This window comes from uncultured Tateyamaria sp. (assembly GCF_947503415.1).
Taxonomy (GTDB): Bacteria; Pseudomonadota; Alphaproteobacteria; order Rhodobacterales; family Rhodobacteraceae; genus Tateyamaria.
Genome location: NZ_CANNDS010000002.1, coordinates 763,117 through 789,656 on the forward strand (window position 1 = coordinate 763,117; position 26,540 = coordinate 789,656).

Annotated in this window: 20 protein-coding genes; 9 read left to right on the forward strand and 11 right to left on the reverse strand. The window is 57.3% G+C overall.

The features are described from left to right. Positions 1-367 precede the first annotated feature (367 nt). The 6 genes from Q1A32_RS14980 to Q1A32_RS15005 all read right to left on the reverse strand — a co-directional run bounded on the left by Q1A32_RS14980 (position 368) and on the right by Q1A32_RS15005 (position 5,806). On the reverse strand, positions 368-826 hold the full coding sequence (locus Q1A32_RS14980) for a thiol-disulfide oxidoreductase DCC family protein (protein ID WP_299654777.1): 459 nt from the start codon (positions 824-826) through the stop codon (positions 368-370). Continuing rightward, positions 826-1,698 carry an HTTM domain-containing protein gene (locus tag Q1A32_RS14985; RefSeq protein ID WP_299654779.1) on the reverse strand — a complete coding sequence of 291 codons (873 nt, stop codon included), beginning with the start codon at positions 1,696-1,698 and terminating at the stop codon, positions 826-828. Before Q1A32_RS14985 ends, Q1A32_RS14980 begins: the two co-directional genes overlap by 1 nt. Further along, positions 1,695-2,234, reverse strand: a complete 540-nt coding sequence (locus Q1A32_RS14990) for a hypothetical protein (RefSeq protein WP_299654782.1) — start codon at positions 2,232-2,234, stop codon at positions 1,695-1,697. The genes Q1A32_RS14985 and Q1A32_RS14990 overlap by 4 nt, the downstream gene beginning before the upstream one ends. Continuing rightward, positions 2,231-3,754, reverse strand: coding sequence for a serine hydrolase (locus tag Q1A32_RS14995; protein WP_299654785.1), 1,524 nt, complete (start codon positions 3,752-3,754; stop codon positions 2,231-2,233). The genes Q1A32_RS14990 and Q1A32_RS14995 overlap by 4 nt, the downstream gene beginning before the upstream one ends. 28 nt (positions 3,755-3,782) lie before the next feature. Next, on the reverse strand, positions 3,783-4,604 hold the full coding sequence (locus Q1A32_RS15000; protein ID WP_299654788.1) for a hypothetical protein: 822 nt from the start codon (positions 4,602-4,604) through the stop codon (positions 3,783-3,785). Positions 4,605-5,074: 470 nt separating this feature from the next. After that, positions 5,075-5,806 (reverse strand): glycosyltransferase domain-containing protein, encoded by a 732-nt coding sequence (locus Q1A32_RS15005; protein WP_299654791.1) that lies wholly within the window; start codon positions 5,804-5,806, stop codon positions 5,075-5,077. A gap of 461 nt (positions 5,807-6,267) precedes the next feature. Here Q1A32_RS15005 and Q1A32_RS15010 point away from each other — a divergent pair, with 461 nt between their 5' ends. From Q1A32_RS15010 to Q1A32_RS15030, 5 genes are all read left to right on the forward strand, one after another. Continuing rightward, on the forward strand, positions 6,268-8,604 hold the full coding sequence (locus Q1A32_RS15010) for a serine hydrolase (protein WP_299654794.1): 2,337 nt from the start codon (positions 6,268-6,270) through the stop codon (positions 8,602-8,604). Positions 8,605-8,653: 49 nt separating this feature from the next. Continuing rightward, the gene (locus Q1A32_RS15015; protein ID WP_299611667.1) at positions 8,654-8,977 is read left to right on the forward strand and encodes an NHLP leader peptide family RiPP precursor; all 324 of its coding nucleotides are present in this window, start codon (positions 8,654-8,656) and stop codon (positions 8,975-8,977) included. Between the two features lie 227 nt (positions 8,978-9,204). Beyond that, positions 9,205-12,066 (forward strand): type 2 lanthipeptide synthetase LanM family protein, encoded by a 2,862-nt coding sequence (locus Q1A32_RS15020; protein WP_299654797.1) that lies wholly within the window; start codon positions 9,205-9,207, stop codon positions 12,064-12,066. A gap of 22 nt (positions 12,067-12,088) precedes the next feature. Further along, on the forward strand, positions 12,089-12,937 hold the full coding sequence (locus Q1A32_RS15025) for a hypothetical protein (protein ID WP_299654800.1): 849 nt from the start codon (positions 12,089-12,091) through the stop codon (positions 12,935-12,937). A gap of 187 nt (positions 12,938-13,124) precedes the next feature. Next, complete coding sequence (locus Q1A32_RS15030; protein WP_299654803.1) at positions 13,125-13,511, forward strand: hypothetical protein; 387 nt, start codon at positions 13,125-13,127, stop codon at positions 13,509-13,511. A 34-nt stretch (positions 13,512-13,545) separates the two neighbouring features. Here the strand turns inward: Q1A32_RS15030 and Q1A32_RS15035 are convergent, their stop codons facing one another. Further along, positions 13,546-14,838: a sorbosone dehydrogenase family protein gene (locus tag Q1A32_RS15035; RefSeq protein WP_299654806.1), complete on the reverse strand. Its 1,293-nt coding sequence runs from the start codon at positions 14,836-14,838 to the stop codon at positions 13,546-13,548. A gap of 169 nt (positions 14,839-15,007) precedes the next feature. Next, a complete protein-coding gene (locus Q1A32_RS15040) occupies positions 15,008-15,382 on the reverse strand; it encodes a c-type cytochrome (RefSeq protein WP_299654809.1) in 375 nt (124 codons plus the stop codon). Positions 15,383-15,997: 615 nt separating this feature from the next. Between Q1A32_RS15040 and Q1A32_RS15045 the strand changes: the two genes are divergently transcribed. From Q1A32_RS15045 to Q1A32_RS15060, 4 genes are read left to right on the forward strand one after another with little or no spacing between them, the layout of a single operon-like run. Further along, positions 15,998-16,480, forward strand: coding sequence for a paraquat-inducible protein A (locus Q1A32_RS15045; RefSeq protein WP_366141234.1), 483 nt, complete (start codon positions 15,998-16,000; stop codon positions 16,478-16,480). Then, the gene (locus tag Q1A32_RS15050; protein ID WP_299654815.1) at positions 16,435-17,097 is read left to right on the forward strand and encodes a paraquat-inducible protein A; all 663 of its coding nucleotides are present in this window, start codon (positions 16,435-16,437) and stop codon (positions 17,095-17,097) included. Before Q1A32_RS15045 ends, Q1A32_RS15050 begins: the two co-directional genes overlap by 46 nt. After that, a complete protein-coding gene (locus Q1A32_RS15055; RefSeq protein ID WP_299654818.1) occupies positions 17,087-19,192 on the forward strand; it encodes an intermembrane transport protein PqiB in 2,106 nt (701 codons plus the stop codon). Before Q1A32_RS15050 ends, Q1A32_RS15055 begins: the two co-directional genes overlap by 11 nt. 3 nt (positions 19,193-19,195) lie before the next feature. Further along, positions 19,196-19,759 (forward strand): membrane integrity-associated transporter subunit PqiC, encoded by a 564-nt coding sequence (locus Q1A32_RS15060; RefSeq protein ID WP_299654821.1) that lies wholly within the window; start codon positions 19,196-19,198, stop codon positions 19,757-19,759. Positions 19,760-20,185: 426 nt separating this feature from the next. Here Q1A32_RS15060 and Q1A32_RS15065 read toward each other — a convergent pair whose 3' ends face one another. From Q1A32_RS15065 to Q1A32_RS15075, 3 genes are all read right to left on the reverse strand, one after another. Then, complete coding sequence (locus tag Q1A32_RS15065; RefSeq protein ID WP_299654824.1) at positions 20,186-21,856, reverse strand: FAD-dependent oxidoreductase; 1,671 nt, start codon at positions 21,854-21,856, stop codon at positions 20,186-20,188. A 275-nt stretch (positions 21,857-22,131) separates the two neighbouring features. Next, positions 22,132-23,808, reverse strand: a complete 1,677-nt coding sequence (locus Q1A32_RS15070; protein WP_299654826.1) for an ABC transporter ATP-binding protein — start codon at positions 23,806-23,808, stop codon at positions 22,132-22,134. Between the two features lie 872 nt (positions 23,809-24,680). Continuing rightward, complete coding sequence (locus Q1A32_RS15075; protein ID WP_299654829.1) at positions 24,681-26,246, reverse strand: alpha/beta hydrolase; 1,566 nt, start codon at positions 26,244-26,246, stop codon at positions 24,681-24,683. Between the last annotated feature and the right edge of the window lie 294 nt (positions 26,247-26,540).

Genomic DNA, 26,540 nt, shown 5'->3' on the forward strand with positions numbered 1-26,540 from the left:
CCGACGAAAACGCACGTTGAACCCGAGCGCACTGTTCCGAAAATTTGCGGCGGGTTTTCCAAGAACCTATCCACCAATGTCTGTGGCAACACAGCCGCGACAATTAATGTCGCGAAGGCGTATCGAGGCAGATGCACTACTGAGCTCATGTGGCGAAAGGCTCGCACAGGTGTGGTCGATCTGATTAAGCATTTGATCGGTCTAACCCCCTGGCGAAAAGTACCAAGCAAATGCTTTGACCAAGACCTTGGATTGGCACTGGCGACGACCCCCGGTCGAACGCGTCAACTCTCAAAGGCATGATAAAAAACCATTTTTCTACGTGATCGAAGGGGCTTTCTACTCCCTGAACATCGTGTGCTCGTGCTCACCCAATCAACCGGTCACGCAGAGCTTCGTCCGGAATTTCGCAGATGTCGGTCCGACCCATGATGTGGTGCCGATTACGTGCAATGCGCCGGTACATCCAATCCCGCACAGGGCGCGGCAGTATGAAAAGCACTCGCAACACAGCGGCAGGGCGATAGATATGCGCGGCCACCTCGATCATGGCATCCAGGCTGAACCGAACGTCGCCATGTCGCAGATAAAGCCAACTGTCCGGATCGTCTGGATCCATCCCGTAGTGCAGCATCAAGGATCGTCCCAGACTACTGCCCGCCGGGCAAATCAAAAACTCTTTTCGATGGTCCCGCCGCGCCACGAACTTCGCGCCGCTGGAACAGGCAGCGCAGGTGCCGTCTACGACCAGCACGTGCCCTTCGTCCGGGAATGCCTGCACATTCGGGTCGCTGCGGTGCGAAAAGCGTGGAAAGTCCGTCCCCATCAAGTACCTCCAAGCAGTGCGGCAACCCATTCAGGTTCGAGGAACGTCATCAGCGAGGCGATCATGTAAAAGCCGAACAGGTGAACGTTAAGGAAAAACCCGAAACTCAGGTGCATTAGAATGGCGGCTGCCATCAACCACGGCCTCAGATCATCGAACCACAAACCCGGTCCCAGCACCAGTTCCAGCAGCAGCACACCAAAGGTCAGTATCTGCACGTATGGCGTGCGCAGAAAGAACGGGGGAAAGCGAAACTTGCGATACATTCGGTTGCTCACCGCATAGTAGACGGCAGTGCCGTTGCGCCATGTCGCGCCCTTGAGTTTCCAATAAAACGTATTGAAATAAATGATACAAAGCTGGATTTGCATCAGCCGCTGCGCCCAAGGCGCGGCCTCGGTATCGCCACCATACATCCAGGCATCAACCGATAAGGCCTGCCCAGCAGGCGTGAAGATCATGAGGAAACACATGATTTTGGCAATCGCGTCTCCTCCATTTGTCATGTGATCCTGACGGCTGACGATCGAACGGGTAGTGACAAAGGCCACGATGAAGGACCACGGTGTCAGGCACCCGGCGATGACCATCAGCACAGCGATCAAGTGGACAACAAGGATCAGGCGGACCGACCACATCGAGTTCGGCAGGAACAGGAACAGCGACAACGCCCGCCCCCTTGTACGCTTGAAATAACGGGTGTATTCTGTAAGCCCTCGCGGCCCAAGGTACTCACGCGCGTGCAGCGCCATGTAGATGCCGTCGATCAGTAAAACACAGCCGAAAACAATACGGAACACGGCCATCGGCAGGACAGAGATCGGCTCGAAGAAAAAGCCGTTCCACGCCGCAAGGAGTGTCTCGGCCGTCATTGCCGTTCCTCGGGCGGGCGCGGACGCAAGAAAAAGATTTCCTGCTTCGTGGGCGGGTCACGCGGTTGATCCTGACGGTAGAAATTGGGCGTCTTCTGCCGGACGCGGAACAGGTGGATTTCAACACAGTCGTCGCCATCCGAGTGCACGCGCAGGAGGTAGTCGACAAGGTCCCGCTTGATCTGGTTGTCCGCCTTGCTCTGACACACCTGCAGATAGAATTTCAGGTGCTTCTTCCACCAGATCTTTTCGGGGATCGACATCTCCTGAAAGGGTCGTGGTTCCCAATGGACAATGCGTCCGTCTTTCAGGGTCAACTCTGCCATCGGCCACATGTCAAAGAGGGGTGGATCCGGTGTGAACATTACCCATTCCGCATTCAGCCCAATGTAGCCAAAGGGTTGATATACTTTGGGTATAATATAGCGGCGTATGGCATTCTGGCGTTCGCAGTCCCAAAATAAAAACCAGAACACAAGGCACAGGATCATCACATTGGCCGCGATGTAACCGAGGGTATCCAGAATGGCCATCATTGCCAGAACCCCTCTTCTGCGATTGTAAAAGGATGCCCGCCAATCCAGAGCCGCGCAGGTCCTATGGCGTAGTGAAGACGCTCACCAGCGGCGGGGCCGTCGACCTGCCGCAGGCAGCCTTCCCCGTCCGGTTCAAGCCGCGCCTCCTTGAATGGGGCAAAGGCCAACACCGTTCCACCGTCACGTTGGTACAGCGCGATACGACCTAAATCCGGATTTGCGTAAAAGCCAGCGGGCAGACGGCAGCGTTTGGCTCCTTGCGCCTTTGGAAACGCGCGCAGTCGGAAGGAGCGATTGCCAGCATGAATTGTCCCGGCGCCGCGATCCAGCATCAGACCGAACGGTGCAAGCACGCCACTTTCCGCAATCAACCGCCCACCACCAAGCGTTTGTAACGTCACCGGAGCATCGTCATTGACCACGGCACTTGTGCCCTCGATCCGCAGTGTATCTCCGGTATTGGCCATGTAAGTACCGCACTCAGGCCAGCCGGCATGCGGGATCTGCAACGGCTCACCTTGCGCCAAGTGGCGCAACAGCACCATCGCCATATGCATCAGGTCAGCCCCCGCCCCTGCACGGTTTGTAGCCAAAGTTACCGACAGGCCACGGCCAGGCAACAAGGCAAAGGCGGCGCCGTGGCCGAAATGCTCGGCAGCCTCGAAAGCAATGGGCCCCATTGTGCTTTGCCCGACTTGCAAACCGGCTCCGATCCGCAGCCCCCCGCGCGTACCGCCCTCTCGAGCGACCAAATTGAATAGCCGGGAAAATCGGTCTGCCCAGCCTTGTGCCCCATCCTGTTGAGAGAGACACGTCAACAGCAGTGCCCAATCTGCGACCGTGCCATGCAGATCCTGACTTGCTGCGGGTGCAGACAGTAAAGGCATCGGCGCTATTTCCAAAGGCAAGCACGCATCGGGATGAAATCCGCGAAGCTGATGAGGCGGCGCAAGCGGCGGCGGCACCTCTGGCACGCCGACCCCGAGGGTATCCAGGGCCAGCGGCGCGAAGAGCGTGGTCCGGGCAAGGTCCCCCCAAGTCATGCCGTGCAGGTGTTCCAACACCTGCCCCAACAAAACGAAACCGAGGTTTGAGTAGCGCGCATCGACGTGTCCCGGTTCCACCCGATCGCCGCAAGCAGCGTGCAAAGCGTCCTGACGAACCTTTGCCCCCGGTGCGCCGGAGCCGCGCGGAATGCCGCCGCGGTGAGATAAAAGGTCCCAAAGTGTCGGCGCAGGCATTACTCGCCCGAACGGCCCCGCACCGGGAAGGTGCTTGTCGGCGGTATCACTCAACCTACACAGACCCATATCCGCCGCACGCATCAAAAGCAGGCCAGTGATCAGCTTGCTGAAGGACCCCAACTTATGACGCACAGCAGTTGCCGGGGCCATGTCTATGCCCGGCAGGGCAATATCGACCCGCGGCATGTTGAGCACGCGGGCACGTTCCGAAATCCAATTCAGCACGTCCGGAGTGTCGCTGTCAGCAACACTCCGAAGCGCTTTGTTCGCAGTCATTTCCGGTCTTTTGCGGCGCCGAAGCCGGTCACTCGGTGAACACGAAGGAGGCAACGGTATTCAACACGTTTGCCTCGGCGATGACCGCCACCTCACCGGTGGCTCCCGTGATCTGATAGGTCGACAGATATTTGACCATGCTGGGAATGCCCGCCGACTGGGAAATTTCCGTCAGCTTGTCCTTCAGCGCGGATTGATCGGAGGCAGGCCAGGACTTCATGAAGGTCGCGGCTTCGTCGCCGTATGTCTTACCGGACGAATCCCCGGGTACCGCCTTTTTGCCCAGAATGCCGGCAAAGGACAGTACCATTGCCTCCTGTTTATTGCGCACATTCGTCGCGCAAGGATCGCTGGCCGCATTATCGCAAGGATAGTCCTTGGTCATCTCGGTATAGAACGAGTCCCAATAGTCCTTCGCCGTGGTTTCGCCAGAGCCTCCACTGCCGCTGACCGCGCCTTTGATGACGGTCGTCACCTCAGACACGATCTGGCCCATGATTGCGCCACCCAAGAGCAGCGCCAGTGTCTTCAGTCGGCCTTTTGCTGCGGCGCTGAGGCCGCTGTCGCCCGCAGCATCCGCTGCAGCGTCGGCGGCGGCGTCACCCCCGGCATCCGCAGCAGCATCTGCGGCCGCGTCCGCGGCAGCGTCTCCGGCGGCGTCCGCTGCGGCGTCGGCTGCTGCGTCCGCGACTGCATCGGCAGCGACGTCCCCAATGATATCGCCGATGATGTCAACGATGATGCACCCATGGATCATTTCGACCTGAATGTCAGCGTCCTGGTAAGCAGGTGCAGCGCCCGTGGCGAAGCCCTTGGCGACAAGTTTGTCTTTGGAAGTATACGTGTTCATGATTCCCCCTAAAGTAGAAGTTTCGGCGCATCACCAGCTGGTAATATCACGCCATTTCAAATACATAGATACAGAAGGTACAGACGGTCAGAAAAAGTTGACCCAACGTCACGTTGAAAATGGTGACGCGCTTGACGTGTCAAATCAAGAGAATAAATCCCTTGACTGCGCGTTAGGGCTTAGGCGGCCCGACGATGATCTTACCATATTGTCAGCCTCAGGGTTCACTCAGTTTCGGTGCGACACAAGGGTCAAGTAAGTACGAATTTCGTGATCAGATATGCGTCGTTTGTTGGATCAGCGACTTGCATAAACCGCCGTCCGCGCAAACTAATTCTAGGCGTCTTACCGGTTTCGGAGACACACCGTTGGACACTCATTCAACGAAAGACAGTTGATCAACTAAAGTGCCTTTTCAGGTCTCAACGGTTGAGGCCGGAGCCCTCAGGCTGACAGTTCAATTCAGAAGCTCAAATTTCTGCGCATCGGGTATCGAGACGGAAAATGGGGTCGAAAACGTACTGGAGTGTCTGAAAGATGCGGCAGCGGTAGTCGACAGACACGTTTGGGTACCATTCCGGAAATAGCTGTTTCAGCAGCCCCTGCTCGGAGCTGGGCCACGCGTCGAGCTGCGGCTGCGCCGCCACTGCCGCAAAAAACTCTCTGCAAAACTCTGTTCTTCCAATCCAGGCACCACCGTTCAAGTAGCGAAACGGCGAACCCGCGGCCTCTGAGACCGAATGCTCGAAATCTCGAAACACGTCGAGATCCGGCCAGCAGACCTTTCCTGCGTTGAACAAAAGGTCGCAGGAAAACTCAGCGTCAAATACATCGACCGCCTGCCCCGGGTCCCGCAGCGCGATGGCGTCGAAGCCATCCACCCCTAGCACGTAATTCGATGAAATAGTCTGAAGTGCTTCCAGCGTCAGCGTTGGTTTGTGGATGCTGTTCACCCACTCTTCCACCCCGCGACCGAGAACGGAGGGCGCCAGACCCAGGTGGTTTAGGCTCTGTTCGAAGATGCAAGGACCGGAAGTGTCGTTGCTCCAGGTGATGACGGTCAGTCGAGGATCGGGTGAACACGTTTGGGGTTGGCTTTCGAAGAAACCGTTCCGTATCTCTGGCCAGTGCGGACTGGCGTCTTGTTGTCCCTGGGCATGAACAATCGTGGGCTGCGTTCCCAAAAGTGTGTTGGTCAACATACTACGAGGCTCCGTCCTTGGCGCACGGAACTATGAGCGGCTTTAACGGGCACCTGCACAGGGTGGATCGGTCTATATTGCGTCGCGCTTCCCGCCGACCTTGCCTTTCCAAGCAAGTCGATCCGGTTCTGCAAGCGCCGACTGTATTCGTGTGTTCGTTGAACGAATCTGCAAAATGTGTCATAGACTGGCATCATAACTTAAGGTTTTGGGTCTGCGCGATTTTGAGAATTGCCGCGGAGAAATCCAATTGAAGTGTTGTGTTTGACCTCTTCGTTTGAGTTGAGACCTAAGCAGTGTTCGAGCGTTTATTTCACCATTTAAAGATGGAGAATTTACGGATGGAGTCCTTTCGAGACGATCAGCGAACAGTCATTTTCAGATCACGTGCTCCCTCATGTCCGGTAGAGGTAACTTTGAGTTGGCAGTCACGTCTAGCGACGTGCTTGATCGTTTTGGCTATGGCGCTACTGACCTTTGCGGCCAGTGTAACAGCGCAGGACTTTCCTCAAGGCACGTTCTTCGTGAACCCGGCCCTTGACCGTCAGGTGCCAAACCTGCGCAAGCGGGACGCAGATCGCGGCAGTCAGCCGTTGCAAAGGCTTATAACAGACGAAATCATTGCGACACAGCCGCACGAACCACCTGTCTCGTCCGGGTTTTTCCAGCGCCACTTGTACAGGGTCGACCGGAAAAACAAGCAAGGCACAGACCGGTCCACACGCCGAAGTGCCACGCCTTTCGGCGGTCCCGGCGGGTTGACACTGGGACCACCATCACCCGTGGAATTCGAGTTTGGCCCCAATACTGGTTGGTGGTGGTTCGACAATGCCTCCGAGGCGCAGATCGTTGAGCGGCTGGATCAAGGGTTCCGGCTTGTCGACATCGAAGTTGTCCAGGCCAATCCAATCCGATTTGCGGCCGTGCTTGTTCAGAACACCGGCCCTTATGCCAAGACTTGGTGGTGGTACTTCGACCGTACAGAGGCAGAAGTCCGCGATCTGGCAACGCAGAACAACGCCCGCCTGATCCGCGTCCAACCCTATGAAAGCGGCGCGGGTCTTCGGTTTGCAACCATCATGGTACGCGAGACGGGTCAGGACAACACGACTTGGACCTGGCTTGATGCGACCAGCATTGAGGATATTCGGGACAGGGTTTACAACCGCAACGCACGGATCATCGACATCGAGCCTTACGAGATACGCGGCGTTCCGCTCTACTCAGCCCTTCTCGACAATGCGCTGACAGGTGGACCGAACGCCGTTCTGACCCATTCGCAAGCGAGCGGTATCGGCGCGTGGATCGCGGATAACCCGGGATACAAGCTGGTCGATCTTGAGCGCCGTCCGTCGGGCGGTTGGGTTGCCATTGCAGCCCGCGATCCGGGGCTCAGCTATTGGTGGTGGTATCTCGGGCTTCGAGCAGAAGATATCCTGCACCTGACGGGTCGGCACTTTGCGCGCGTCGTGGACATTGAGGCGCGCCAGACAAGTGCGGGGCTACGCTTTGATATTGCGATGACCAACAACGGCTTGCCGCAGCAAGGCGTCGGCAACAATTTCACCGCGCGGGACGAGTATGATCGGCGGCTGCGCGACTTCGTCAAGCGCCACGGGCTTCCGGGCTTGGGTATGGCACTGGTGAAGGACGGACGGCTTGTCTATGCGCAGTCCTATGGGCTGGCCCGGACGTCGCCGACCGAGGTTGCAACGGCTGAGACGCTGTTCCGCATCGGGAGCAATTCGAAGATAACGGCAGCGGTTGCAATGTTGCAGCTTATCGAAGCGAACGCGGTGACGCCCGCAGGTCAGCCGGTAACAATGAACACGCGGATCTTTCAGGATATTCTGAATGGATCATCAGGCGTCGGGTCTGCGCTTGGGACATACAATACCCAACTTGACCAAGTGACCGTTCAACAGGTTCTGCAGCACATCGCAGGCTTTGGGGGCATCAACCCGATCACAAACACTGAACAGATCGCTGTGGCTCTTGGTATCGAGCGTACTCCGACCTGCGCCGAGACCGTTCGGTGGATGCTGGATAGGCCCCTGTCAACGACGCCCAACTCCAATTACTTCTACTACAACACGGGTCCGTGCATCATCACTGCAGCAGTCGAAGTTCTTACGGGACAAAGCTTCGAAGCATATATTCGAGAAAGTCTTTTCGCACCCTATGGCCTCGAAAACCTGATCCTCCGCAGTTCCGATATCTTTGCAAATCGCGCACCGGGAGAAGCAGAACACTACTCGACGGTCGCAGACCGGCTATCTGGTGCGGAATTTGTCCGGGCCCGGTTTTTGGAACTCGTTCCGTCATGGCCGGGCGGCGTTCCCGACTATGCAGACATGTTGGTGCGCTTTCCCTATGGCGGCATCCCACTGGTCAACGGCACGGCACCGGGCGGGCTTGCCGCCACACCTGCGGCATATGCACGGTTTCTTGCCGGGGTTGATGGATCAGACGGCAACCCACTGATCAGCCAGTCATCCTTCGACAACCGATTGACCGCAACCAGTCCGCTCAACGCAGGCTATGGTGCTTTTGTCGCTGTCAATTCAGCCAATGGTGATGTCTTCCACAACGGCGCGGTGGGCGGTGGGCTGGGTTGGTACGTAATGAAGACAGGCGACGACGTTATATGGACGGTATTTGCAAACGCGAGCGACAACAACGATCTCAACGAGCTCAACCAGATCATGATCGCCGCCTACAATGCAGCAAGACCTGCGATTGACGCCTCGACAGAGGATCACTTCCCCGATCTCGGAATCCCGGCTGTCTCGCCATAAGCGACGGCCGGAATACACGGCGAACCAAGCTCGCGAAAGGAGCAAGCGGATGTATAAAACGACGGAAAGCTGGAATGAACGGTATGCCAAAGTTGTCGGCAGGGCTTGGACGGACGAGGGCTTTAAAAAGAAGCTGCTTGCCGATCCTGCCGCCGCGCTTTCAGAGTTTGGGATCAAGATGCCAAAGGACGTCTCTGTCGTCGTCGTTGAGAACACCGCCTCGACAGTAAACCTCGTGCTGCCACGCGTGCCGTTTGAGCGGGACCTTTCCGATAGTGATCTCCAAAACCTTGCCGCAAAGGATACGCCAACCGGGTTCTGCTGCAGCCACGACTGTCTGGTGGTATCAGACGGTGGCACATTCAGCCGTTAATGACGCCGCATGGTCGACCGGTGGACAAGGGTGATCCCCCGCCAGACGCGTCCTCATGCATCGTTTCAGACGCTCTGGTGCAACATGATGCTTTAAAGTCTGATCAAGCTGACCGGGGTGCGGCGGGATTCAAAACGCTTGACTGGATGCTGGAGGCAGTGACGTCGCACCGGGACCAAGCACCAGGAGGAGCCTCGACAGTCCCGCCCGCGCCAGCAGCTACGCGGGTGCAACCATTTGAAGATGTGCTATTACCGATTGCAACTGCTGCACGTCTTCAGCGGCAGCACCTGTACGGCGTCTCTTCAGACATTGCCACTGAAGAGGCTCTTGTCGGCCTCGATCAGATCTTGATATCACGGCTCTCCCGGCTCTTGGCGCCAGCGCTCTTTACAGGCTTTGCGCTTCACCGCCTGATGGCGGAACCACATGCGCTGCTGCACGGCTTGCCAGTTGAGCACGATGCAAGTTCCACATACTTATACGACAGCTTCACCGCAGAACTTCGGCAAGGTCGACTGGAAGCCGTGTTTCAGGAATACCCGGTGCTCGCTCAGCTTTGCGCAAAAGTCACCGAGCTTTGGATCGACGCAACCGGAGAGTTTTTGCAGCGGCTTTCAGACGATGCCGAGGCAATCGCGCGGAACTTATTAACCAACGCATCCTCCGAACAAGTGGTCTTGATCGAAGGCGGGCTAAGCGATCCACATTGCGGCGGGAGGACCGTTCTCAAAGTCACGTTCGCCAGCGGGCAAGAGGTTGGTTACAAACCGCGTGATCTATCGATTGATTCCGCATGGCGCGACTTTCTGGGTTGGCTCGATGCAAGTGATGCGCCGGCCTCTGCACGTGCGCCAAAGGTGCTCAAACGGGACGGCTATGGTTGGGTCGAATGGATCGCTTCGAGACCTTGTACGGACAAAGCTGGCGCTGTGCGGTTCTTCGAGCGCGCGGGATCGACTTTGTGTCTTCTTCACTTGTTGCGCGGGACCGACTTCCATTTTGAAAACGTGATTGCTGCAGGCGATTGGCCAACGCCGGTTGATCTCGAGACGTTATTTCAACCTGTGCCCCGGGGTGATACAGCGGCGGAACCCGTTGGAACCGCCGCAGACTTGGCCGGGAATTGGCTTCGCGACTCGGTACTCTCGACCGGGTTCCTGCCGCGCTGGCTTGTCATCCCCGGCGGGCACTTCCTTGCGGTAGGAGGCCTTTATCAGGACGAACACCGGCTTTCCATGCACCGCACGTTTACGCATGTGAACACCGATGCGATGGATTACGAACCCAAGTCCGTCCAACCTCCGGTTTCCGACAATATCGTCACCGTCGGACGGGTGTCCCTCTCGGCCAGTGACTATGTGCAGGAAATCCTCCGCGGTTACGAGCGTATGTATCGCTTTATTGTCAAACGACGAGACGCATTTCTGTCCAGCGGCGGACCGCTAGAGCGTTTTCAAGGCAAGCATGTTCGCGTTGTCCTCAGGCCAACAGCCCTTTACGCATTGCTTATTCACCGGGCTGTCGGCGCTCGCAATCTGCGCGACCTGGCAGCATTCCAAAAGGCTTTTGAGTTCCTTGCCGATCATGGCGGTTTTGCGCAGGACCGCATTGTGGCGGACGAGGCAGCCGCGATGGCCTGCCTTGATATTCCCTACTTCAAGTCCAAGACAAACTCGACTGCCCTGACCTTCTCCAACGGGGATAAGATTGAAAATTTCTTCCACTCCTCGGCGGTTCATGACGTTGCGGAGAGGACAGCCCAGATGTCGAACGATCATCTGTCTGAAGCGCTCAGAATGATTGAAGCGGCGTTGTCCATGCAGTATCGGACGGGCAATCGTTCCGAAGGTGCAGCGGACAAAAGGTTGCAATACGCAGAGATCGCGACACCACAACGCGCTGTGCGCGACATCTTCGAGAGGCTGGAAAAGTCCGCACTCCAAGGCTCTGATGGCACGACTTGGATCGGCGCGGTACCTCTGGCACTTGGGTCGACCAGTCAGATTGATGCGGTCGGATTTGATCTGTATTCTGGCACGGCAGGCATCGCTCTTTTCTTTGCGGCTTACTGCAAGACCTATGGAGATGAGCGTGGGCGCGCTGCGGCCATGTCTGCACTTGCGCCTTTGCGGGCGGCCGTTCACGATCCGGCACGGCGCAAACGGCTTGTTGAGACAATTGGCATTGGCGGTGCCAGTGGTGCGGGTTCAATCATTTACGCATTGACCCGCGCAGCAAGCCTTCTCGACGATGCAAGCTTGAATGATGAGGCGGCGATTGTCGCCGAAGAAATCGCATCTGAACAGATCGAAGCAGATCGCATCTTCGATGTGATTGGAGGGTCCGCGGGTGCCATTCTGGGGCTGCTGGCGCTGCATCAAGTGACTGGTGACGCAGGCCTGCTCGTTCGGGCGCGCGCCTGTGGAAAACACTTGTTACGACACCGCATCTCGACCGACACAGGATTTCGCGCTTGGGCTGGTGTGAGCGAGCGGCCTTTGACAGGCATGTCGCATGGTGCATCGGGCATCGCGCTTGCGCTTCACCGACTCACAAGCGCGTGCCATGAACTGGCCTTTGCCGAGGCGGCGCAAGAGGCACTGGACTATGAGGATGCGCTTTTCTCAAATGATGTCGGCAACTGGCCGGATCTGCGAAATGAGGGCGCGGCGTCCGGCGATTTCGCGTGCCAATGGTGTCACGGCGCACCGGGCATCGCCTTGGTGCGGTCCGAACTTCGCACCGCACGCGATCGACCCTTGCACCAAGAGATAATCGACGCGGCTCTCGATACGACTCGAAGCGCCGGCGCAACGGGTGCCGACCACCTTTGCTGTGGTGTTTTTGGCCGCATCGAAGTGTTGCTGACGTGTGGGCTCCGCTTGCAACGCGCCGAGTTGGTGGATCAAGCCCGCATCCTGAGCCAGACTACGCTTCAGAATGCATCAATGCTTGGTGACTTTGCATGGCCCCAAGGGAACGGTGCCTTCGCTCCAGGCTTTTTCTGCGGTCGGTCGGGGATTGGTTACCAGCTTTTGCGCCTCGAAAACCCCAATGAAGTTCCGTCGATCCTGGCGTGGGACTGAATGGATGGAGCCCCGCTGCGCGTTGACCACAACTGTCCATCGTCCACAGCAGCACTTTTCGACATGGTGCCATTATCACCTGCGGTTTTTTGACATCATCCTGCTGTGGGCCGACGACGCCGAAGATCTGGCGGCGCTGAGCCCACTTGCCAACGAACGGATTGTGTTGCGCCAAGGCGCGCAGATTCCACATGTATCAAGATTGACCCAAACGCTACTGCGTCAGGACGCAAATACAAACGCGGCGCTTGAGGACTGTCAGCGACGACAGATGGACTGGCTTTTGCATATCGATGATGATGAAGTGTTCCGTCCTTTGGACCCGCAGCTGTGGGATCAGAACCCAGAGGTCAGTCAACTTCACTTTGTAAATCACGAAGCATGTCCCCTGTGGACGGCAGACAACCCTTTCTCTGCGATCCGACACTTCAAGAAGAGTGGTCGCCTCCCCTTCCTCTTGTATGAAGGTGGTAAATCCGCCGTCCGGTGCAAGATCGATGCCCGGGCCGACGGTCCGCACCGGTTCTCGTTGGCCGAAGGCGCCGGGCTTGTGTCACGTGGCGCAGAAATCCTGCATTACGGTTGCTACTCGTATGAAACTTGGCTGCGCAAATACCTGAACTTGGGGGATTTTTCGGACTGGTATCTGGACGACTTCCGAACGCCGATCACAAAGCGGTTCCATCTGGAGTCCCGGAACATCATTCAAGATTGCCTTGCGACCGGCGATTTTGGTCCCTCGGAAAGTTACTTCCGCCAAGTGGTTTGGGATGATGAAGAACTGCTGCAAGGCCGATTGCGCGGCGATCTTCGTTGTATCTCTGATATTGACGTAGCCAATCGTTCTGCGGTCGACACTGAACTGACTTGAGTGCGTCCAACTTAAGAGACAAGCTGCTGTAGCGTGCTCGACGATGAGAGACTTCGCGATGCATCACAGATGGTTTGTCGGTAAATGCAATTAGATTCACCGGCATCTTGGCCCGTCACGGCACAAGAGTTGTCATCGAATGATGAAAATGCGCCAATTGTGATCTGTCCAGTCGAGGGGTTGAGAGATGTCACGTGCACCAGCGATCGTATTTACGATCATCGCCTTATTACCAAGTGCTGTCGCTGCAGACATGAGCACAGCAACCAAACGGGCGAAGTCTGGAGATTTCGATGCAGCAACCAAGGTTCGCTGCGCGCAGGAGGTTGGGGAGCCGCTTGGATCATGCGATGCAGCCGCAGCCCAGTCCGAAAGATCAGCAGCGATCGTTGTAACTTTTCAGAACGGGTTCGCTCGCACGCTGATGTTCTCGGACGGTGCGTTCATACGCGGCAACGCGACAATGTCCGGCTCCGGCACAGATATGGATTGGACCCTCAGCGATCAAACGTACAGCATCAGGGTTGATGACCAGCGCTTCGAAATTCCCGAAGCGCTGGTCGATGGTGAATAGGCCACGCAGGTCCGTTGCGCAGCCCAATTGAGGATCAGCCACCAGGCGTCAGCTTGTAGATCGTGCCTTCGTCAATGGCGGTATAGAGGCTGCCATCCGGGCCCATCACGACCGAGCGGAAGCGTCCTGTCTCCATTGGAAGGGTCATCTCTGTCACGTCTTCTACGTCGGTATTGTCATCGTTGAACTGAATGACATCGATCCTTTGACCGATTGGCGTTCCACCAAAACCGATGCCCATGATGCCGACGACCATCGCTCCGTTCCAATCACCCCACGCGTCGCCCGCGAGAAACGCAGCCGACGACGTGCCTTGCGACCAGCCATTGTTGTTCCAAATCGGGGGCATGGCATCAGGATAGGTGTCAAAATCGGTCATGGGCATAAAGGCCGCTCTTTCGTAGCGGTTCATGCCTTCCTCCTGGTTTGGCGAATACCCACAGTAGTTGTCTGGGCAGTCCCCTCGACCAGCCATGTTCGGTCGTGGATCCCAACCGGCGTTCCCACCATTCTGGAGGATTGTGATCTCGTCCGAATGCCAAGGTCCGTGTTCTGCCGTGATCGCCTGTCCGGTCACCGGATGGAACGCAATGCCCTGAACATTTCGGTGTCCGTAAGTGTATGTGCGATCATCGAAACCATCTGGCGGAGCATTGTCAGCGATGGCATTTCCGTCGGTGTCGATCCGCAGAACCTTTGACCCCATCATCGTTGGGCTTTGGGGCACTTCGCCATTGTGGGTATCGCCCGTTGTCAGGAACAGATGCCCGTTCGCGTCAAATCGAACACGGCCGCCGTTGTGTGCGCCGGGACCTCCAAACGGGTGATCAGATGCCGCCATCTTGTAGGGCACATCGTCAACGATATCAGTCCGGTCCGATACAGACGTGAAGTCCTCACTCAGACTGAACCTCATGAGCCGGTTCGTATGAGGCTCCGACATGTTCGACGTTGAATAGACATAGATCCGCCGGTTGTTGGCGAAATCCGGATCGAAGGCCACGCCCATCATGCCGGCCTGACCTTCGCAGAACAGATCCGACCCGTTGGATGGATATCCATCAGTGTCGCCAACGCCATACAGCGCGTTCACGGTGCCGTCTGCCATCCGCACTGACAAGCCTTTGCACTTCTCGGTAAAAAGCATCGTGCCGTCGTCAAGAAACGCCATGTCCCACGGATTATCCAGACCATCGAGCACAACTTCGTGTTGCAGGTTGGTTGTGTTCAAGCCGCTCTGGGCGACCGCTGGCAAAGACATGATTGCCGTGCCGCCGATAAGAGACGCAAGAACAGGCAGCGTTGTACGATAATGTGAACGATACATAATAACCTCCCATAGTGATTTGCTTCGCCAACCGGAGGGGGCTGTTTCTTTTGTCCACTCAATCCGGGTGTGCGAAGGTTCCCACGGTAGTCGCGAGAATTTCACCGGTCAACGATCAACTTACGCAACGTCAACGTCGCGCCGCTGGGCTCAGGTTCTTACGCGCGGACTATTCGAAAGCTGTGGTGACATAGATCGCGAGGCTCGCGATGTCGCTGTCCGAAAGCTTTTTGGCGTGTTGAATCATTAGGATAGAATTCGGTCCGATCTTTTCGCCCGATCTGTAGCGCTCCAGCAATTCCACGATGTAGTCTGGCTCTTTGTCAGAAAGCTTCGGATAGCTAGCTGCGCCTTGCGCTTTGTTGCCATGGCAGGCTCGGCACGACTTCTGGAAGATTTTTTCTGCCGCCGCCAGGTCCACCTCCGCGGATATTAAAGTCGTCTCGGCCGCGTCGGTCGCCGTATCCCCACTCGTGTCGTTTTGCGCCCACGCCGAAAAACAGCAAAGCGCCATTGGCACGGTCCAAACAAAAGCTTTCAGCATGAATGTGGTCTCCCTGGGTGGGTTGCTGTCGATATGTCTAAAGCATCTTCCGGGCAGGTCAAACGTCCGCAGCAACCTACGATCAACATACGTGGGAGGCACCCCGTAGGAGGGCCAAGCGCCAGGAGTGATAAGATGCGAACAATCTGATTACACGCCAACGGCTGCGTTCAGGATTGAAAATGTGTAACGCCCAAGACGCATTCACGGTCGGCTGATCTAAGACCGACAAATGCTTTGCTTGGCCCAAGGCACCTCATAACACCTTTCGAACGCGGAATGGCGCTGCTCAATCGCTGATCTCTGCCACAGCTTTTGGCATCACTCGACTATTCGCTAATCAAGACCTATGACATTCAGACTGTGACCAATGACCACCGTTGTGTCGGTCACGAAGATTGCGACAATACAAGAATACGCACCGGTCTTTGAAACGACACATGTCTCACACGCAACAGGGCGCAAAGGCGTACCATGACACAGCTGAATGTTTCGTCACTATTGGTTTGCCCGCAATGTGACGCGCTTTACCGGGCCAAGACGCCCGTGTCAGGCGAGGTGTCGGTTTGCCAAAGATGTCACCACGTGATCGCGACCCCACGTCGAAAGGCCGGGATGCAGATCATTTCCCTGGCCTTGGCAAGTCTGATCATGATCGTTGGGGCGGTGTTTTTTCCATTTTTGCGGATTGAGGCGGCAGGGCTCTCCAATGCGGCGTCCGTGCTCGACGTCGCACTATCCTTCGGCAGCGGATTGCTTTCGGCGCTTATCGTGATGACGGCCGCCTTCATCGTCTTCATCCCTGCACTGCGTTTGGTATTGCTTCTGTATGTTCTGACACCGGTTGTCTTTGACACCCCGCCGGCAGCCGGAGCGAGAACAGCGTTCCGTTGGGCTGAAGACCTTACACCATGGGCGATGGCCGAGATTTTCGCGCTGGGTGTGGCCGTGGCACTTATCAAGGTGGGCGACTTGGCCTTCGTCAACTTTGGCCCTGCGTTCTGGATGTTCGCGGTGCTGGTCTTACTTCTCATTCTTCTACAACGATCTTTATGCAGTTGGTCAGTATGGCACGCCCTGAATCCGTCGCAGTCCTGACCGCAAAATCCGCAGGTCTTGTGGGCTGTCGACGGTGCGCGCGCGCATGGCCCGGCGACACGCAGCACTGCGGCTGTTGCGGTGCGGCGTTAAGGTCGCGCGACCCACACAGTCTTCAAAAGGTTTGGGCGTGGTGGGTTGCCGGGCTGATGTGCTACGTCCCGGCCAATGTGTACCCGATGCTGCGCACGCGCACTTTGTTCACGACGGAGGACGCAACAATCGTCGGCGGTGCAATTGAACTATTTCAACACGGTGCCATCGGAATTGCGCTGGTGATCCTGATTGCATCCATCGCCATTCCCGTCGGCAAATTCCTGGCGATCGCATATCTGGCCCTGACAGTTGCGCGGCCGCGCATGCTGGACGGGCACCACCGGCAAATGCTGTACGAAGTGGTCGAGTACATTGGACGGTGGTCGATGATCGACGTGTTCGTGGTTGCTATCCTCGCGTCATTGGTTCAACTCGGGAATGCAGCAAATATCACCGCAGGTGTTGCCAGTTTGACTTTCGCACTCTCCGTCATCTTTACAATGCTGTCCGCTCAAGCATTCGACAGCCGACTGATCTGGGACCAGAGCGTAACACAAAAGGACCCTGTTGATGCCGAATGAGGTTCCGGAGATCGACGTAAAGCCAGCACGTCGACCGTTCCTGCAGAGAATGTCAGTTGTCTGGCTGGTTCCCATCGTTGGCTTGGTTGTTGCCCTAAGTGTCGCTTGGCAAACCTGGTCCAGCCAAGGCCCCCGGATTGTCATCGTCTTCGAAGAGGCATCCGGCGTGAAAGCCAACGAAACCGAACTCAGGTATCGGGACGTCGTTGTTGGTCGCGTTGAACAAGTGGAATTTTCGCCGGACCTCGGGCGGGTCGAGGTATCCGTCCGATTGGACAAAGAGATTGCACCGTTTGTGGATGCAGACGCTGTATTTTGGGTCGTCCGCCCGCAGGTATCGACACGCGGCGTGTCCGGTCTGGACACTGTTCTGTCGGGGGTTTTCATCGAAGGTGTCTGGGACACCAACGCCATGGGATTTGCCGCGGAACACGTTGGCTTGGCGACCGCCCCTCTTTTGAGACCGGGGGAAGAAGGCACAACGATAACGCTACGAGCTCAACCCGGTACAACTTTGGCCGAAGGGACTGCCATAACGTACAAGGGCATAGAAGTTGGGCGCGTCGGCTCGCCAGAACTGCAACCGAACGCCGCACAGGCCAATGCACCTGCCGTGATCTATGCGCCATACGACCGGTTGATTTCTTCGACGACGCGCTTTTGGGACACATCTGGCTTCAGCTTTTCAATCGGCGCGGGCGGCGCGAACCTGGACTTCACGTCGCTGGCGTCACTGGTCGCAGGCGGTATCGCGTTTGATACGCTGGTGTCGGGTGGTGTCCCACCAAGCGGCACGCCTCTCTTCGACGTATATGCATCGGAACCGGAAGCGCGCACTGCCCTTTTTGACGAACGCCGTGGGAACGTCATAAATCTGTCGATGGTGTTTGATGACAATGCCACGGGCCTCGCCGTCGGGTCGCCGGTATACTTGAACGGCATTTCCATAGGTGAAGTAACGAATGTATCGGGGCTCGTTGATCCGCTGCGGTTCCGCGACGAGCGTGTGCGTCTTCAAGTTTCGGTGGAAGTTGCAGCGGCACCGTTGGGATTGTCCGCAACGACAAGCGACGATGTCATCATGGACTTTTTTGCAGCACAGGTAGAGGCAGGTCTGCGCGCCCGGCTAACGACGGCCTCTATTTTGACGGGCGGCCTGCGCATCGAGTTGGTTACGGTGGATGGCGCCGAACGACAGACCATAGATTTCGGGGCGCTCCCGCTTCCCGCGATACCTACAACCGACAGCCAGATTGCTGATGCAGGGGCAACCGCGCAAGGCGTCTTGCAGCGTATCAATGATCTACCCATCGAGGAATTGATGCAGTCTGCTGTTGATTTCCTGAATGCGACCACAGCGTTGGTCAACGACGGCGACCTTGCAAAAATACCGCAGGATGTGAGGAAAGCGCTTGGTGATGTCATACAGTTGACGTCATCGGCTGATGTGCAAGCCGTTCCGGAACGGATCGCTGCAATCCTCAGCGATGCGGAACAAGCCATCGCGGAATTGGCCGGCATATTGCGCTCATTCCAAAGCGCGGACACGGTTGAACGGGTATTGGCAACCGTCGACGCAACGGGCGCAGCCGCTGAAACGATCTCGGATAGTGTCGAAGGTGTTCCTGAACTGGTCGAAAGCCTGACCGCGACGGCTAGAACCGCGCAACAACTGCCATTGGAAGACCTGGTCACGCGCCTTTCTCAAGTTGTGGCTTCTACAGATGAGCTCTTGAACACCGACGGTACGCAAGACTTGCCTGCCACACTGAACGCATCACTCGATGAAATCCGCCTCGCGTTGTCGGAGTTGCGCGAGGGCGGTGCCGTTGCAAACCTGAACGCCACTCTCGCATCGACACAGAACGCTGCCGAAACCGCAGCACAAGCTGCACAATCGCTGCCCGAGCTTGTAAATCGCCTGAACACCACTTTGGACAGAGCAGAAGACACCCTTGCCGGTTACGACGAAAGCTCGGAGTTCAATCGCACGGTGCGACTGGCACTGACGGAGGTGGCGCGCGCTGCAAAAGCGGTTACAAGTCTATCACGCACCATCGAACGGCAGCCGAATTCGTTGCTCTTGGGGAGATAAAGATTGATTAGGCTGGTCGCCGCCACTGCACTATTGTTTCTGGTCGCTTGCGGATCAGAACCCCCTACACGATTTGAAGCGGCTTCCGAGCCCACTCCCGAACGCGTGCGCATAGCTTACAAGGCCGTCTCGATACGCGATGTGTCGCTGCCGACATATGCCGCGACCGAAGAAATCTCCAGCGCGGACCTTGATGGGCGCCTCAGCTCAAGCGGATCAGCCCTCTGGGCAGACGACCCGGTCCGCGCCATTACCCTCGACGTGGCACGCGCGCTCAGGGAAGTCAGCGGCGCGCGCGTGGCGCCAGACCCTTGGCCTTACCAATCCCGCCCGGAGGCAACCGTCGACATTCGATTCGAGGAACTTATCCCCGATGCCAATGGCGAATACCGCGCGGCTGGATTGTACTTTGTCGCTCCGGATGACGAAGACCGGGTTGAACATGCACACGAATTTGCGTTTTCCATTCAATACGATGTTGAGGCGGGGTTTGCCGCACTGGCAGCAGCGCGTGCGCAGTTGGCAAACATGCTGGTGCTCGACATTGCGCAAACAGCCCTTCGATAGTGTGCAACATTGGTTTGGTGATGCGTATTTCGGCGGCCAATAGGAAACGCCGCGCGGTGTCTAAAATCTGTCACCGCGTCTGACTTACGTCTACCTATCTTGGACGTCATAAACACACCGCGCATGACGGATGACTGCGCAACGGTGCGCCCGCTGTACCGAGTGCCGTTGGACATCCATGTTGCCTACCATGGCGCCTCGATTGTGCGCCATATTCGACGGTGCAAGCGTTACATAAGCTTGAACTTGTGAACTGATACACGCTCGCCGATGGCAACGTTAGATGACCTGCTGCACCTTCAAAGCAGCCTAATGAATAGCACCTTGTCCCTGTTCCACAGCCAGAAAGTCAGTACGTTCTTTCAGAACAAACCCAGTTCGCAATACGCAAGGCAGGCCGCAAAGGTCCGTCCAGTATCACAGACGCTATTCCAACCCACCCAAGAACCTATGCACATCACTGATGCAAACTGACCCTTCGCCGACACCCGAGGCGACCCGCTTGACCGATCCTGACCGCACGTCGCCTACAGCAAAGATGCCCGGTACCGACGTGCCGAAAGGCGAGACCGCATGATCGCCGCTGGCCCGGCCTGTGACGACAAAGCCCTTTTCATCCAGTTCGACACAATCGTCCAACCAAGCGGTATTTGGGCTGGCCCCGATCATGACAAACATGTTGGGCGCATCGACCGTTTTCTCTTCGCCGGTCCGTCGGTTTTTCCAGATCACCTGTTCTAACATGCGCTCCCCCCGCAGCGCCGTCACTTCGGTCTGGGTGTGCAAGGTGATGCGGAAGGACTCATCAATCCGGCGCACAAGATAGTCTGACATGCTGTCCGCAAGCCCGTCGCCGCGGATCAGGACGTGAACGTGAGACGCGTGATGCGACAGAAAAACCGCAGCTTGTCCGGCCGAATTGCCGCCGCCAACGACCACAACGTCGGTCCCAGCACAAAACTGCGCTTCAAGCGCCGTCGCGGCGTAGTGGATACCCTGCCCCTCGTAGGCCTCGTAACCTTCAAGGTTGAGGGTTCGGTATGTCGCCCCGCACGCCAAGATCACGGTGCGGGACCGAATGACCTGGTCGCCCTCGGTGACAATGGCGAATGTGCCATCCTCTTCCTTTTCAATGCCGGTCGCGCCTCGGGCAATGGCGAACGTCGCTCCGAATTTCTGAGCCTGTATCCAAGCGCGCCCGGCCAATGCCTGGCCAGAAATGCCAGTCGGAAACCCAAGATAGTTTTCGATCTTTGAACTGGTGCCCGCCTGTCCGCCCGGCGCCTCCGCTTCGATCACGATTGTCTCCAGCGCTTCGGACGCACCATAAACGCAGGCCGACAAGCCCGCTGGACCTGCGCCGACAATCGCAAGATCGCGCACGTGACCGTCCACCAAATCCTCGGTAAGCCCCAGTACATCCGCAAGTTCAGGCGTTCCCGGATTGTGATAGGTATGCCCATCCGGCGTACACACGATGGGGAGATCGCCGCCCTGCTCACCTATGATCCGGTCGCCTTCAGTGGATCCGGGCTCATGCTGCAACAAGGGGTATCCATTCCGCGTCAGAAAGCGATTGATGCGGATCACGTCGCGATCATTTTTCGCGCCGACCAGCGTAACCCCGGCCTCGGAATGAACGATGAAGGCGGTGCGCCGCAGGATGAAGGCGCGCATGATGATCTCGCCGATATCCTGCTCTGTGCTCGACATTCGGCGAAACTGATCACGTGACAACCGCACCACACGACTGTCTTCTCCAGTGCGCCCCCCGACAAGGATCTTGCGTTGGTTGAAAAGATCCAGTTCACCCGTGAACTGGTGGCGCGCATGGGTAGTGATGACCATTTCCTCGCCATTTGGCGTGCTGTCCGTGATTTCAATGCACCCTTTGAGGATCAGAAAAAAATCGACGCCCCGTTGACCGCGTTCAAACAGCCACGTTCCTTTTGGCAAGTCTTCGACCGCGCCATAGCCGGTGAGACGGGACACCTGATCGTCGTTCAGCACTGGAAAGGTCTGTTCTTCGCGCGCGTAGGGGTCGCTGGGATTGACGGATTGGCGCGCTGCCTCAACTGCTGTCTGGTTTTTTGTCACGTCCCGCCCCCTCATTCCGATGTTGTTGTTTCATATGCGGCGCCCCCAGAAATTTCCAAGTCGCCTGTCGACCTGATCCTGCTCGGGCATGACATTGCGTCAAAGACACGTCGCCTCACACCTTCCTCGCAGGGCATGGGCATCTTGGTAGCCAATGGCTGAGGGTCAATTCCTGTCGCGCCAATCCTGCGTGCATGCACTTATGTCGCATTTCCCAATGTTCGGAGGCGGCGCACCAGTTGACGCAAGTGCGCCGCCCACCTTTTCGACCGATGTTAAGCTGCCAGAGTCTGCCGCTGGCGCAGCGCGCGGTAGAGCCCGTTCTCGCGTGCCATCAATTCCGCAGGTGTGCCGTCCTCCACAATCCTGCCACGGTCGAAAACGAGGATGCGGTCCATCCTTTCAACGGTCGCCAAACGGTGCGCGATGACCAGAGTTGTCCGCCCTTCCATCAGCCGCTCCGCAGCGTCCGCGACCCGCGCTTCAGCTTCGGAATCGAGTGACGACGTTGCCTCATCCATCACAAGCACCGGCGCGTCCGATAGAAACGCCCGTGCGATTGCCACCCGCTGACGTTCACCGCCCGAAAGCTTCACACCACGCTCACCCACTGCCGTCCCATAGCCCTTGGGAAGTTGCGCGATGAAGTCAGCAGCACCTGCCCGCTCCGCCGCCTCACGCACCTGCGCCAGCGTGGCATTAGGACGTGCATACGCGATGTTCTCCGCAAGCGAGCGGTGAAACAGGACAGGCTCCTGCGGAACGAGCGCGATATTGCGACGCAACTCCGACAATGGAACCTGCGCGATGTCGACACCGCCCAGCGTTATGGCACCATCCGTCACTTCGTGGATCCTCTGGATCAGTTTGACAAACGTGGTCTTGCCAGAGCCGGAACGGCCAACCAGCCCCACTTTTTGACCGGCAGGTATTGCGACGTTCAGATCAGTAAAAAGCGGTGATTGCGCACCATCATACCCATAATCAACGTGATCGAAGGACAACGCTGCCGCGCGTGGAGGCAAGGCGACGGCGGGACGCCGCACGACGTCCTGTTCTGCCGTGGTAGACATCAAATCCACGAGTTCTTCTGCATCGTTGACGGATTTCTGGAGTTGACGCACATGACTGCCGATTTGCCGCAAGTAACCGTCCAGCATCCCAAGGGCCGAAACGACGTATGCGATCTCACCCGCGCCAGCCACGCCTCGGACAAAGGCCAACAAGGCACCGCCCAGCACGGCGGCCCGCAAACACCAAAGCGACAGGTCTTGGGTCAATCCGGACCAGGTGCCGCGCCGCCATGTTCGCCGGGTGCGATGCGCCCACTTGGACAGAACACGTCCCAACCGGTCGTCTTCACGTGCCTCACCTGCATGCGCTCTGACCACGGCGTTCGACGTAATCGCATCGGCAAGCGCACCGGAGACCCGGCTGTCTTGGGCATTCGACAACCGCGCGGCAGGTGCAACCCAGAAAAGCGTAAGCGTCAGGGACAGCCCCAGAAACAGCAGCGCACCCAAAGCCGCGACAAGGCCAACCTCCCACCGGAAGGCCGTGAGCGTGCCAATGGTACCCAGCAACACCAGCGTTGACGGCAAAAGCGCCAGCAACAACACGTCTGCCATATCATCAAGCGCCCAGGTGCCGCGCGTGATCTGCCGCACCGTCGATCCGGCAAAGGCATTCGCGTGCCAATCAGCCGGCAGGCGCTGCACATGTGCAAAAGCCTCCGCTTCGGCCACCCGCATCGTCGGGACAGTCAACGCGATGATTGCGAAGTAGCTTAGGACTTTTGCCGCAATGGACACCGCGCCGAGCCCAAGCAGTATCGCAAACGCGCCCCAGGGCGAAGTTGCTTCGGAAACTGCAGCGATCAAGCGCCCGGTCACAACCGGGATCGAAATATCAGCGGCGGTAGAGGTCAGGACAAGCAACAAAAGCACGGCCACAAGACCGCGCCTTCGCGTCCAGAGACGAAAGGCAAAACTGAGAACGCGCGCGAAGGCGCCGTTTGCAAAAATGCGGGACATGGTGCGTTCGCGGACAATGACGCCGCGCCCTGAATTCAATTGAAGAGATGTCCGAAGGTTGGACGATTGCTACTGAAGTTCTGGGCGACAATCGCCCGATACTTTCAGGATACGGGAGCTCCGAAACGTGAGCGGCCCGGGAGGAAGCGTTTAAACATGATCATATTCGCCCTCCTTGCAATACGGCGTCATTGCCTTGTGGTACGGGCAGCAAAGCTGCCAAGTCAAGCGGTATAGAACAGCCGCACAAGCAGGGCGTCGTTTTTGGCGTAAAGCCGCCGTCAGCGTCCATTGTCGCCTCAGCGATTGCCGAAGCAGCCGTTCAGCTCCGCTCAGAAAAGAGGCATCCTAAAAACCTTCGCGCCGGACAATGTCCACGAGCAGGCGATGCGCTTTCGCGTCGAAGGCTTTGGTTTTCGTACTCTACCGCAGTTGGCTAGGATGAAGCTTGTGCACCCTTCAGGGGCGGGTCGACCCTTTTTCGGTCTGACTGCGATTGCAGTCATATGCTCGATCTGAGCGCAGACACGCTGACAAACCATTTCGATGTTTTTGTAGTTCGGTAGCAGTGAAAGATGTGTGCGAAGAAAAAGCTCATCATGGCATTCCGACATTCCGAATACTGGAAGCTTCAAATTCTGGTTTGCCAGATTAGCGTTCGATTTTTCCTGGCAATATCGGCTTCGGAGCGAAACCAAATCTCATTGCGCTCCTGATCGGTCGAACGATGGCAACATCGACTAGCACCTGCTCGACCGAAATGGCCCGTTGGTATCTGGCTCCGCTCCGCGTTAATTCTGGCCGTCAGCCGAGGCATGCTTGGCCAAGAACCGCGAAATTTCGTTCATGCACACCTGCCAAGCCGGTTCGTCACCCAGAATGATGTGGCTTTGACTTTCAAGCGTCACCAACTCCGCGTTTGGGATGTTTGCAGCCAATTCGCGGCCACATCTCAGCGGGATGCGCTGATCGTCTCGGGCATGGATAACCAGCGTGGGCACCTGAACTTCCGGCAGAAGTTGACGGATATCGATATCCCCGAACGCTTCCTGAAACCGCACGGCGTTTTGCGGCGACGTTGTTCGTCGCTGAAAATCGTCAAACCAGGCCAAGCGTTCGGAATCTGCATTCGGCATGAAGGTTTGCGAAAAGATGTGACGGTAAGCGGGGTTTGATGTCCCCCACCCATGCCGGGTCAACGTCAGAACGGCTTCTCGCTGTTCACACTCCTCGGGCGACAGTCCGATGCGCCAACCCGCTGCGTAGCCCCCGATCAGGATCATGGCGGATACTTTCTCAGGATGGCGCACCGAATACTCAATCGAAACGGCGCACCCCTGCGACAAGCCTAACAATGGGAAGCGTGTCAGACCCAAGTGGTCCACGACCGTTTCGAGGTCTTCCAGGAAGGCGGGAAAGCTGATCTCAGGGACATCCCAATCCGACAGGCCATTGCCGCGTTCATCATACCGGACAAACGTGTGGTCCGCGGCCAGCGCCCTGAACATATCCGCCCAGATGGGGCTTTCCCAATCCAGTTCCAAGTGGTTGAGCCAATTGGCCGCCTTCACCAACGGTGGGCCACTGCCAACGGTGGCGTAGGCTATTTTGACGCCGTCTGAGGCATTGCAAAATCCGATGGACTGGCGGGCCCGCACAGGTTCTGGTGGAACGCGTCGGGTAACGCGGACGGCGTCATCGCCCATGAGCGCGGCATAGTCACGTGTCACCTTTGCCGCCTCATCCTGAAGGCCCAGATCGATCAGTTTTTGGGAAAGCAGGCGGGGCGCCTCGTGTGAATACGGATCAAGGCGCAGCCACCGGCGCAGCCATTTCACTGCGTCCTGATCACTCACACCATCGGTCGTCACCAACGTTTGAAAAATCCGGGGTCGTAGACTGTGGAGCTGTTCCCGTTCGCCCATCAGCCAAAGCCCATAGTCGTCGTTGCGCGCAAGCTCCAAGCCCATAAGCGGCTTGAAAGACAACAGCTCAGCGGCGCGTAGCAAGTCCGCACCCGAGGGCGCAGCCGCATCATGCACCGCTTGGACATAGTGCACGTCCAACTCGATCAAATCCGTCTCGATCAACACGTTCGTGCCGGGCGTTTGCAAGCACGCATCATGCGTATTCAGCGCTTGACGCAGCTTGGTCAGGGACCAGCGCAGAGAGCCTTTGGGGTCATTTGTATCGGGAAAGAACAGCTCGCACAGATGTTCGCGCCGGTGCGGTTGCCCCGTCAAAGCCAGATAGGCCATAAGCGCCACCGTCTTGCGGGACGACACCAGCGGAACAGAGTGTTCTGCAACCCTGACGGACACTTCGTTGATCAGGTCGATTTGCAGGCGCTCAGACACTTGACATCGCCCATGCGCAGACAGTGACCGGGCGGGTAGGATCGTGGAGGTTCCAGTCTGACAGATATCTCTCGTTCATCAGCCTCCCCCGAGCGTTCGATGTAAGCGGCCTGGCGAACCGCACTTACCTCTTGCGTGTCAACTCTCTTGAAAACCAGCATTCTGACTTTGTGTAATTGTTACAAGTCTCAGCGCATCGCACCAACGCCCATGGCGCCGCAGTCGCCTAAAAAACCCGCGACGCAATAGAACTGTTTGGCCGAATTGTGCAAATCACAATTATAGAAACCGGTT

Bases quoted from the DNA above. Each gene is read 5' to 3' on its own strand.
- Q1A32_RS14980 (WP_299654777.1), bottom strand. From the start codon at position 826: ATGGGGACGGACTTTCCACGCTTTTCGCACCGCAGCGACCCGAATGTG.
- Q1A32_RS14985 (WP_299654779.1), bottom strand. From the start codon at position 1,698: ATGACGGCCGAGACACTCCTTGCGGCGTGGAACGGCTTTTTCTTCGAG.
- Q1A32_RS14990 (WP_299654782.1), bottom strand. From the start codon at position 2,234: ATGATGGCCATTCTGGATACCCTCGGTTACATCGCGGCCAATGTGATG.
- Q1A32_RS14995 (WP_299654785.1), bottom strand. From the start codon at position 3,754: ATGACTGCGAACAAAGCGCTTCGGAGTGTTGCTGACAGCGACACTCCG.
- Q1A32_RS15000 (WP_299654788.1), bottom strand. From the start codon at position 4,604: ATGAACACGTATACTTCCAAAGACAAACTTGTCGCCAAGGGCTTCGCC.
- Q1A32_RS15005 (WP_299654791.1), bottom strand. From the start codon at position 5,806: ATGTTGACCAACACACTTTTGGGAACGCAGCCCACGATTGTTCATGCC.
- Q1A32_RS15010 (WP_299654794.1), top strand. From the start codon at position 6,268: ATGGCGCTACTGACCTTTGCGGCCAGTGTAACAGCGCAGGACTTTCCT.
- Q1A32_RS15015 (WP_299611667.1), top strand. From the start codon at position 8,654: ATGTATAAAACGACGGAAAGCTGGAATGAACGGTATGCCAAAGTTGTC.
- Q1A32_RS15030 (WP_299654803.1), top strand. From the start codon at position 13,125: ATGTCACGTGCACCAGCGATCGTATTTACGATCATCGCCTTATTACCA.
- Q1A32_RS15035 (WP_299654806.1), bottom strand. From the start codon at position 14,838: ATGTATCGTTCACATTATCGTACAACGCTGCCTGTTCTTGCGTCTCTT.
- Q1A32_RS15040 (WP_299654809.1), bottom strand. From the start codon at position 15,382: ATGCTGAAAGCTTTTGTTTGGACCGTGCCAATGGCGCTTTGCTGTTTT.
- Q1A32_RS15045 (WP_366141234.1), top strand. From the start codon at position 15,998: ATGCAGATCATTTCCCTGGCCTTGGCAAGTCTGATCATGATCGTTGGG.
- Q1A32_RS15050 (WP_299654815.1), top strand. From the start codon at position 16,435: ATGCAGTTGGTCAGTATGGCACGCCCTGAATCCGTCGCAGTCCTGACC.
- Q1A32_RS15055 (WP_299654818.1), top strand. From the start codon at position 17,087: ATGCCGAATGAGGTTCCGGAGATCGACGTAAAGCCAGCACGTCGACCG.